This window comes from Halalkalibacterium halodurans (assembly GCF_004376175.1).
Classification (GTDB): domain Bacteria; phylum Bacillota; class Bacilli; order Bacillales; family Bacillaceae_D; genus Halalkalibacterium; species Halalkalibacterium halodurans.
In genome coordinates, this window is sequence record NZ_SNUY01000083.1 from 1 (window position 1) to 9,149 (window position 9,149).

General features: G+C 42.0%; 10 protein-coding genes and 2 pseudogenes. 4 read left to right on the forward strand and 8 right to left on the reverse strand.

Annotated elements, in window-relative coordinates:
• A partial coding sequence (locus E2L07_RS18550) for an integrase core domain-containing protein (protein ID WP_134228631.1) occupies nt 1-354 on the forward strand: 354 nt, incomplete at its 5' end.
• A 393-nt stretch (nt 355-747) separates the two neighbouring features.
• Here E2L07_RS18550 and E2L07_RS18555 read toward each other — a convergent pair.
• From E2L07_RS18555 to E2L07_RS18565, 3 genes are all read right to left on the reverse strand, one after another.
• On the reverse strand, nt 748-951 hold the full coding sequence (locus E2L07_RS18555; protein ID WP_134230303.1) for a hypothetical protein: 204 nt from the start codon (nt 949-951) through the stop codon (nt 748-750).
• Between the two features lie 80 nt (nt 952-1,031).
• The gene (locus E2L07_RS18560) at nt 1,032-1,886 is read right to left on the reverse strand and encodes a glycerophosphodiester phosphodiesterase (RefSeq protein WP_134230304.1); all 855 of its coding nucleotides are present in this window, start codon (nt 1,884-1,886) and stop codon (nt 1,032-1,034) included.
• Nucleotides 1,887-2,158: 272 nt separating this feature from the next.
• The gene (locus E2L07_RS18565) at nt 2,159-4,177 is read right to left on the reverse strand and encodes a beta-galactosidase (RefSeq protein ID WP_134230305.1); all 2,019 of its coding nucleotides are present in this window, start codon (nt 4,175-4,177) and stop codon (nt 2,159-2,161) included.
• A gap of 134 nt (nt 4,178-4,311) precedes the next feature.
• Between E2L07_RS18565 and E2L07_RS18570 the strand changes: the two genes are divergently transcribed.
• Nucleotides 4,312-5,151, forward strand: coding sequence for an AraC family transcriptional regulator (locus tag E2L07_RS18570; protein WP_010899828.1), 840 nt, complete (start codon nt 4,312-4,314; stop codon nt 5,149-5,151).
• 104 nt (nt 5,152-5,255) lie between these two features.
• Here the strand turns inward: E2L07_RS18570 and E2L07_RS21355 are convergent.
• From E2L07_RS21355 to E2L07_RS18580, 5 genes and pseudogenes are all read right to left on the reverse strand, one after another.
• Nucleotides 5,256-5,378, reverse strand: a pseudogene (locus E2L07_RS21355) (SMI1/KNR4 family protein); the annotation flags it as partial.
• Nucleotides 5,336-5,524, reverse strand: coding sequence for a hypothetical protein (locus E2L07_RS18575; protein ID WP_243855003.1), 189 nt, complete (start codon nt 5,522-5,524; stop codon nt 5,336-5,338). The pseudogene E2L07_RS21355 and the gene E2L07_RS18575, both read right to left, overlap by 43 nt.
• A 137-nt stretch (nt 5,525-5,661) precedes the next feature.
• On the reverse strand, nt 5,662-5,793 hold the full coding sequence (locus E2L07_RS21560) for a hypothetical protein (protein ID WP_276399900.1): 132 nt from the start codon (nt 5,791-5,793) through the stop codon (nt 5,662-5,664).
• 278 nt (nt 5,794-6,071) lie between these two features.
• The gene (locus E2L07_RS21565) at nt 6,072-6,206 is read right to left on the reverse strand and encodes a hypothetical protein (RefSeq protein WP_276399901.1); all 135 of its coding nucleotides are present in this window, start codon (nt 6,204-6,206) and stop codon (nt 6,072-6,074) included.
• Nucleotides 6,203-7,318 (reverse strand): response regulator aspartate phosphatase, encoded by a 1,116-nt coding sequence (locus E2L07_RS18580; RefSeq protein ID WP_053430199.1) that lies wholly within the window; start codon nt 7,316-7,318, stop codon nt 6,203-6,205. The genes E2L07_RS21565 and E2L07_RS18580 overlap by 4 nt, the downstream gene beginning before the upstream one ends.
• A 353-nt stretch (nt 7,319-7,671) precedes the next feature.
• Between E2L07_RS18580 and E2L07_RS18585 the strand changes: the two genes are divergently transcribed.
• Together E2L07_RS18585 and E2L07_RS21360 are read left to right on the forward strand one after the other, a co-directional pair.
• Nucleotides 7,672-8,280: a DUF6431 domain-containing protein gene (locus E2L07_RS18585; RefSeq protein WP_276399879.1), complete on the forward strand. Its 609-nt coding sequence runs from the start codon at nt 7,672-7,674 to the stop codon at nt 8,278-8,280.
• A 99-nt stretch (nt 8,281-8,379) separates the two neighbouring features.
• Nucleotides 8,380-9,149, forward strand: a pseudogene (locus E2L07_RS21360) (DDE-type integrase/transposase/recombinase); the annotation flags it as partial.

Here is a 9,149-nt window from a genome sequence, read left to right on the forward strand (position 1 = left end):
GCACAGCATTTCTTCGCAGAGAACCACATATCGTTTGACGTAAAACAGGTCATCGGGCTAACAAATGAAGACGATGTCTCTAGAGAGTATCGACCTCTCAAGCAAATCATCGAGAGACTAAATCGCACGTTTAAAGGGAATTATCGATCGACGCACGGCTTTGGTTCTGAACAAGGATCTGTTTCTTTTGTGACATTGTTTGTGGCTTACTTTAACTTCTTACGTCCACATTCTTCACTCGAAGGGAAAGTGCCAGTAACAATTCCAGAATTAGAAAAGCTACCAACCATGCCAGCGAGGTGGACAGCCCTTATTGGATTAGCTCAAGACTGGATTCAACAACAGTCAGCCTAACTTTTGTTTAGCTGAGCCCTATTCAGCTATCGGCGAAGCGAACTCTTGACAAACCGAACTTGCCAATGGTTTAAAATGGAAAAAGTCAAGGGTTTATTTAGCATGCCTTCTTTTGTTCCCTTCGCCCTTGATTGACCTCTGAATAAACCATTGGTGTGTTTGTCAAGAGCGATAGCGTGGCATTTCCACCTAATAAATGGTAGGTAGTATGAACCGTGCTAGTTTTTCATAGAACTTTTGGCACTACCCATTGAATCGTTTTCTTATTACTTTAACACGGAATAACCATTTTTTGTATCCGTTCTAATTCTTTAAGGACATTTCCTCACCATTTTTTATAAGTCCCATCTTTCCCATGCGCATAGATAAATGCCCCTCGCATCAACACAGGGCCTATAAAGCGTTTGCCGTTTTCATTAACGAATTGTATCTTCTCCTTTTGTGAAATGGTTCTCTTTTTATTCGAAACCGCATGAATTTATTCCAACCTACTTGACCAATTAAACCGGTCTGATCAAACAGAAATTGTTGTAGTATGTCGTTACCTTCTATGCAATAGCGAATAGCCTCTTTCATCTCAGCATTCATAAATGACATGAAAAACCCCCTTTAGAGATAGTATCCAAAGGGGAACGGGAGTTCATTATTCACGCGGCCAACTTTTACTTTTTTAACTCCTATTGATTTTTCACAGGGTGAAAGTACACATGCTCCGGAAAATCCGTAATTATGCCATCGACTTTTAGTTCAAACAACCGGTTCGCTTGCTCTTGCGTTCTGGATGTGTAAGGGAAGATCTTCATGCCGACTGCGTGAACACGACTCACTAGCTCAGGTGTTACGATCGTCATGTTCGGATTAAAATAATCGGCATAGGTCGAAAATTCCTCCAGCTGTTCATCGGTCACATTCGCCCAGCTAGGTCCTGCTAACACTCCATGAGGAATGTGGGGCAAAAGCTCCTTCGATTTTTTCATCGATTCATGGTTGAAGGATTGAATAATCACTTTATGGTTACTACTCCGATCCATCTTGCGCTCCTTTAAGGCTTCCGCTACCTTCTCCTCCATACCTGGGTACCGCTCAGGCGATTTTAACTCGATTAAAAGCCCAACCTTCCCGCGAAAAGCATCTAACGTTTCTTCAAATGTAGGCACCTTCTCCCCAACAAAATCTTCATGAAACCAGCTGCCCGCATCAAATTGTTTAATCTCGTCTAACGTCAGGTCACTTACATAGCCATGACCACTTGTCGTGCGATCAACGGTTAAGTCATGCATGAGAACAAGCTCGCCATCCTTTGTCATATGGACGTCAAATTCAATGTAGTCTACCTTCATGTCAAACCCTTTTTGAAAGGCAGCCATGGTGTTCTCCGGGGCATGTCCGGAAGCTCCACGATGAGCAATGTTGATCATTTTTTGTTGATCTCCTTTAGAGTTGGGGTTCGTCTGGGCTGAGACTGTAGGGACAGTGAACATAGTGATGACCATTACTACGGCGACAAAAAAGGTAAGGGTTCGCTTCATCATAAAAGATCACTCCTTATCGTTTGTTCCTTTAGCGTACAGAACAGATATAAAGGTGATGTTAAAGGAAGTTTAAAAACATCTAAAAAACCAATATTTCCACATTACATTGTAGAGGTCCCTTTTCATAAGGTGGGATAACACGTAGAAAAAAACACCGTCTTTTTGAAAGAGCTGCTTTCTTTGCATGATAAATAGAGAAGTTCAATGAAATAGAAATAGGGCCGTATGCCCAACATACGACCCCCGCTTTCTACATTAGGTTTTCGATTTGGCTACCGCTTTACGATCATCACTCCATAAGCCTCCAATGAGGTAGCCCCTGTTAATTCCTTCCCTGTTAACAGGTCAGTTCCTTCGCCTATTTCCAATTCTACTGTAGATGCATTGTGGTTCATGATAAAAAAGTAAGAAGCGCCGTCCTTTCGTCTCTCCGTCACTTCCACGCCTTTTGGAACATTCAATAATGGAGCGATTTCCTTTTCCGCACAAACCGTCTTCATGAAATCCGTTAAAAAGGCTTGATCAGGGCATGTTCCTACGTAATACGCTTTTCCTTTTCCATAAGCATGACGCGTAATGACGGGTGTACCTGCATAAAAATCAGAGCCATATTCAGCCAGCACGTCTGCACCCTCTGAATGAATAATATCAAATAACAACCGGCACTCATAGGTACCTGTTAGACTACCGGTATCATTTGTTATCACAATCTGATTTTTTACTTCAGGTGGCAGAGCATCGATTTCCTCTACCCATATTCCAAGGAGATCTCTTAGTTCGCCTGGATAACCGCCAAGAGTGACAAGATCATGCTCATTCACGATTCCACTAAAGAACGTTGTCACAAACGTTCCCCCATTTTGAACAAACTCTTTTACACGATCGGCATACCCTGATTTCACCATATACAATACAGGAGCAATGACAATTTCATACTTGCTTAAATCCTCATCGACTCCAATCATGTCGACCGGGATATTTTCATCAAATAAGGCGGCGTAATAGTTGTGAACTTCTTTTACATAATCCAATGCCTTGGATGGGCCGCTTGATAGCTCCGTCGCCCAGCGATTTTCCCAGTCAAACACGATCGCCACCTTCGCTTGCACACGTGCATCGAGCAATGCATCGGAAAGGTTGCCCAACTCCTTGCCAAGTGCAGCCGTCTCTCGGAATACCCTTGTATTCTCATGACCCACATGCTCGATGACGGCTCCATGGTATTTTTCACAAGCTCCAACCGATCGCCTCAATTGAAAAAACATCACTGTATCTGCCCCACGGGCCACCGCTTGATAGCTCCATAAGCGCATCACACCCGGGCGTTTCAACGAATTATAAGGCTGCCAATTTTGCTGGCTTGGCGTCTGCTCCATCAGCATAAATGGCTGTCCGCTTTTTAAGCCTCTCATAAGATCGTGAGCCATCGCCGTAAAGCTTACAGGCGTATCATACGCAGGGTAGTTGTCCCATGACACGACATCCATTTCCTTACCCCATTTAAAATAATCCAGCTCTTTATACGTACCCATTAGATTCGTTGTTACTGGAAGGTTAGGCGTATGTTTTTTCAACGCGTCCCTCTCAAGTTTAAAGCACTCTAGTAAGCTATCGGACTGAAAAATGCGATAATCTAAAGAGATGCCTTGGAAATTCGTAGAATCCCCCTCCCATTCTTCACTTAACGCATTCGGAGGGACAATTTCATCCCAATCATAAAACGTATGCCCCCAAAAGCGAGTGTTCCATTCTTTATTGACATTTTGTAAAGTCCCGTACTTTTGCTGGAGCCATTTTCGAAAGCTGGCAGCACAGTTGTCACAATAACAATAGCCACCATATTCATTGGACACATGCCAAATTAATACGCCAGGATGATCCTTATATCTTTCACCTAATCGATCGGCCATCCGTTCTGCATACTTTCGATACGTTGGGCTGTTCGGGCAAGAATTGTGCCTGCCGCCAAATGCACGTTTTCTCCCTTGATAATCAACCCTTAGGACGTCTGGATACTTTTTTGCCATCCACGCAGGATGTGCCGCTGTACTCGTGGCCAAACAAGTATAAATTCCGTTTTCATACAACCGATCAATTTGCTCATCCAGCCAAGTAAAATCATAGGTTTCTTCATCAGGCTGATTTAACGCCCATGAAAAAACATTTAATGTGGCCACATCAATTCCTGCTAGTTTAAACATACGGATATCTTCGTCCCAGACCTCTTTCTCCCACTGCTCCGGATTATAATCTCCACCATACCAAATTTTTGGTAGCTTTTCGTTGATCATATCCTATCACCTTTTCCTTTGTATCATAATAATTACATTGTATGCGATTACAAAGCGGGATTATATATAATATAATAGAAAGAGATATAAAAATAAGGAACTCTTTATTGATTGCTTGGAGGGAAGGGGTCCCAATGAAAAAACACGTTCTCATCCCATTAAATGAAAATAAACTACCCCTTTTCGCTGAAACGATTGGGTTTAATCCTGTACAAGAATATGTCACACGGCCAAATGGCTACCCTTATTACCATTGGATTCAAACAGTGAGCGGACAAGGCTCCATCATGTTTCAAAATAGACAGATCAACTTGACGACGAATAACGGGGTCCTCCTCCTGCCACATATCCCCCACTCGTATCAAAACGCGCAAAGTGATTCCACTCCATGGCAAACACTGTATGTAACCTTTAGCGGGACGATGGTGAAAGAGGTGTTGATTACACTGGAACTGTATCAATCTGCTTTTTTTCACTGGAATCAAGAAGCTCCGATATCCACATTCCTTGCGAAAGTATTGAAACAAAGCGACGAAACAAGAGACAGCTTTAGCATCAGTGCCTCTTCTGCGGTCTATGAATTCCTTCTGCTTTTAAAAAAGTATGGAAAAACGAATAATAGCAACGCAAAAGAGACGAATCACTTAGTGCGGTTATATTCACTGATTGATTGGATGAAGACTCAACTTTCCAACCCAGATGTAGGCCTTGATGAAATGGCACGCTTTATTAATACGTCCAAACGCCATTTGAATTCGCTGTTCCAAAAGAACTTCCACTTGACGCCCTATGCCTATTTTGTTAATTTGCGAATCCAACAATCAAAAAAGCTCTTATTAGAAGACAACTGTGCCACCATCGGTGAGATTGCCAAGCAAGTGGGGTTTCGCTCGACAAGCCACTTTGTCGCCACTTTCAGGAAGATGGTCGGCATCCCTCCGGAAAAATACCGTCAGCTCAATGGAGGGGTTTGACTTTTGCAGCAAAGGAAAGGCCGATGGACCAACGCTTGAAGAGGGAGCTCAAAAAAGAAACGGCGAATCCCATCGTGCGGACTCGCCATCTAATTTACATGTACTTATCGAAGCCTATACGAGTTTTCAGCCGTATAGTATTTCCAATCCCAGAATATGTTCCCCTGTGCGAGAATGATAAGCTCTAACCATAGTTCGAAATTCCTGTTAAGGAAGTATAGATAGTTTGAGCTTTTGCTTCATCAAATGTCATGTCTAAATACTTACAGACAGTCGGTCTTGAAACTTTCAGCTCCTTAGCGATTTGTGCTACTTTAAACTTTCTCTTACGTAATTCATGGATCTTTACATATAAAACTAACTTCTCCTCCAAAACCCTAACCCCCAGTAAAATAACATTACTATCTATTTTACTAAAGTAGTAGGTTGATTGAGCAAAAGTGTAAAATCTTATCGAGCAAAAACTGTCAACTTCATTCTAGCGTTTACACCGACTAGGAATGTATCAAATTAAATGCCAGCGATGGGCTTCTCAAGAATTGTAAATCCGTCTCCTGCGGTGTAGCTACTATTCAAAACCTGTGAACCAACAAAGCCAAAAATGAAACTTGCTGCAATGAGAGTTAAAAAGACACTTTTCATGCGCCCCCTACCTCCTCATATAAAGATGGAATTTTTTGTTGGGCGTTTAACCCTTCCTCGTAATATTTCGACGCCAATTGATAGATGCCTTTTTTAAAATGCTAAATTTCTTACAAATTTTACATACCTAAAAATCAAAATGAGATAAGGGTAAATGGTGGGCATTTATCTGTCATTCAAATTGGAAACAAAAAAATTACCCCGTGTATCTCACGGGGCTATCTAAGCTTGTACAAGTTGCTAATGCTTCCATTTTGACCAAGATGAAATACAATTAATTAAAATCCACCTATTCTAGGCTTTTCAAGAGTGGTGAAGCCGTCTCCTGAGCTACATTGACTTTGCAGTTCTTGAGGGTTAGCAAAACTGAACAACAAACTTGCTACAATGATAGTTAAAAAGACACTTTTCATGCGCTCCCTACCTCCTCATATAAAGATGGAATTTTTTGTTGGGCATTTAGCCCTTCTTCGTAATATTTCGACGCCAATTGATAAAATCCTTCTTTTTTGTAAAAACGAGCCGCGTTAAATGCCAAATCTTCGACATCATGCCACAAACTTTGCTCTTTCAACACTTTTAGCCCTTCATCAATCGACAATTCTTTTTGGTCAAAATAAACAGCGTGAATAATTTCGAGCTTTACTTGATAGATTTTGTCGTTTGTTTCGTTTGCCAGTTGTACTGCATCCTCAAACCATTTTACTCCCTCTTGTAAGAATCCCATTTTAAATAAAACTCTGCCTAACATATATTTAATTCTTAAATAAGTTTCTTTTTTATTTTCTTGTGGAAAATCAAAATCAAGTGCCTTTTCAAAACAATCCCTAGCTAGTTCGAGTTTCTCTTGCACCTCATAACAGAGGCCTAAATTATAGTAACCGAGTAATTCGATAAATGTTTGATTAGAGTCTACTGCAATAAGAATCGCCTTTTTATACAACTTTTCAGCCGCAAGATATTGATTTAAATCTAATTTATTTGCCGCAATGATCATTTGAGTTAATGCGATTCTACTTACATAGTTCTCTTGCTTTAAATAAATATCTAATGCTTTTTCTGCATGGTTTATCGAAAAGAAATTTTGATCTATACTTTGATAGGCAACTGCAAGTTGAAAATGAAATTCAGCGTGTTCGATTTCGTCTGGAATCGTAGTGAGATGATTTTCTGCCTTATGATAAAGACGTATGGCATGGGTGAAGTTATTCATGTTGAATTCATAGAGGCCACTAAAAAAGTAGTAATAATACTGTAGAAGGTTGTCTGTATCTGCTCTCTCCGTCTGATCCTTAAGGCTTTCCAAAATGGTGCCCGATTCATCATATTGCTCGAGTAATAGCTTGTACCTTGAGTCAATCAAGTTGTAATACAGTAGGACATTTTGATCTTCCTCCATGTCATCCATGGCTTTCTGAAGATCGTGTTTCATGATCGCCGCTTTTTTTATGTCTTGACGCTTGATGGTGTCATACCATTCATTTAGCCTGTTGGCTACTTCACTACTAGCAACTCTTTCAACCATCGGAACCCCTCCCTTTATTGGATGTCACGAAGCATAGATTTACCTACTTTCATCTTAAAGATAGGTATCTTTTACATCAATCATCAAAATTAGCGCACAATGTAAATAATTGAGAGGTTAGAGACGAAAAATGCCAAGTTGTGACCTTTTACGCCCTTGTCCATTAAAATACTTATATCTTTGGTTGTGTCCGATTATTAATAATATCGACAAAATATGGAGCTTTTTACAGCTGTGGTGTTTAAGCTGATCTAAATATTCCGAAAGTTGATGCTAATGCCTGGCCGAAGGTTGACCGATATAATGACCAGAAGTATAAAATCTGGAGAAAGGAAAAGACGTCCCCCATAAATGTGAAACTACGCCAACAGTTTCACAGGAGACGTCCACCCCAAAAAAGATTATGGTCATTATATCAAATTATTCCTTGGTTGAGAAGCAATCTGGCGTTTTTTGTTAGAAGTACGGAACGAATCCCCTGCCCTTGTTGTGGAGGAACACTTTCAGTGGCAGGAAGCCGGAAACGTGCATGGTATAAAAGCAGTGGCGAGCGCTCCAGGCTTGTGATTCGAAGGCTATATTGTGAGGCATGCGATAAGATTCATCATGAACTCCCTGATATTCTTGTGCCTTATAAAAGGTATGATGCGGAGAGTATAGAAGGTACCGTTTCTACACCACCACGTACAGAGGCAGCGGTGGATGAAGCAACCATCTTTCGATGGAAGAACTGGTTTCAGGTGTGGGTGGCGTATGCCATCGGCTGCCTCCGGTCTATCGCGATACGTTTTGATCTGCCTGTGGAGGAATTGTCCGAATCTCCACAAACCGTACTTCACTCCCTGGGACAATATGTAGGTATGGAGGAGGGATGGCTGAAGAGAGCTGTCCGTTCCATGACAAATTTAAATCTTTGGGTCACAGACCCGTTCCGCATTTCTGGCCGGACTGCTCTGGAGTAAACTCATGCTATACCAATGAATGGGAGGCATGAGAAGATGAAAAGTCAACGGAAAGCGGAAGAAACAGCCGCGGAACGTATGCAGTTAATCTCCCCTCTTTTGGCGGAGGGGTTGGATGCTGGCAAAGCAAGGAAAATCAAGGCTGATATCTGTGAAAGAGCAGGTGTTTCGGAAAGGACCATCCGCCGGTATCTTTCCCAGTACCGTAACGAAGGGTTCGAAGGCTTAAAGCCGAAGGAAAAAGGAAGAAAACCTGCCAGGACAGGGATCCCTCCTGCTTTACTGGAGGAGGCTATCCTTTTGAGGAGGGAGGTTCCGGGGCGGAGTGTCAGCCAGATCATTCAGATTCTTGAGTGGGAAGGAAAGGCAGAGCCGGGAGAATTAAAAAGGAGTACGCTCCAGGAAAAACTGGCTGAACGGGGCTACAGTTCCCGGCAAATGCGGATGTATACAAGCAGTGGAGTTGCCGCAAGAAGATTTCAAAGAAGGTACCGGAACAGCCTTTGGCAGTCTGATATCAAGTATGGCCCCTTTCTACCGATTGGTCCCAACGGGACCAATAAGCAGGTATACCTAGTCTTGTTTATTGATGACGCCACAAGATATGTTCTTCATGGTGAGTGGTATCCCACACTGGATCAGTCCATTGTCGAAGACTGCTTCCGTAAAGCGATACAAAAGGCGGGACTGCCTGAGGCCGTCTACTTTGATAACGGAAAACAGTACCGGACGAAGTGGATGGGGCGAACCTGTTCTAAACTGGGTATCCGTTTATTATACGCAAAGCCGTACTCACCTGATTCGAAAGGGAAGGTGGAAAAGTTTAATAGGAACGTTCAGGCCTTTATGGATGAAGCAATGTTGGAAAA

What these genes read in the sequence shown, in the direction of transcription:
- E2L07_RS18565 (WP_134230305.1), bottom strand. Translation starts at nt 4,177, where the DNA reads ATGATCAACGAAAAGCTACCAAAAATTTGGTATGGTGGAGATTATAAT.
- E2L07_RS18580 (WP_053430199.1), bottom strand. Translation starts at nt 7,318, where the DNA reads ATGGTTGAAAGAGTTGCTAGTAGTGAAGTAGCCAACAGGCTAAATGAA.
- E2L07_RS18560 (WP_134230304.1), bottom strand. Translation starts at nt 1,886, where the DNA reads ATGATGAAGCGAACCCTTACCTTTTTTGTCGCCGTAGTAATGGTCATC.
- E2L07_RS21560 (WP_276399900.1), bottom strand. Translation starts at nt 5,793, where the DNA reads ATGAAAAGTGTCTTTTTAACTCTCATTGCAGCAAGTTTCATTTTTGGC.
- E2L07_RS18555 (WP_134230303.1), bottom strand. Translation starts at nt 951, where the DNA reads ATGTCATTTATGAATGCTGAGATGAAAGAGGCTATTCGCTATTGCATA.
- E2L07_RS18570 (WP_010899828.1), top strand. Translation starts at nt 4,312, where the DNA reads ATGAAAAAACACGTTCTCATCCCATTAAATGAAAATAAACTACCCCTT.
- E2L07_RS21565 (WP_276399901.1), bottom strand. Translation starts at nt 6,206, where the DNA reads ATGAAAAGTGTCTTTTTAACTATCATTGTAGCAAGTTTGTTGTTCAGT.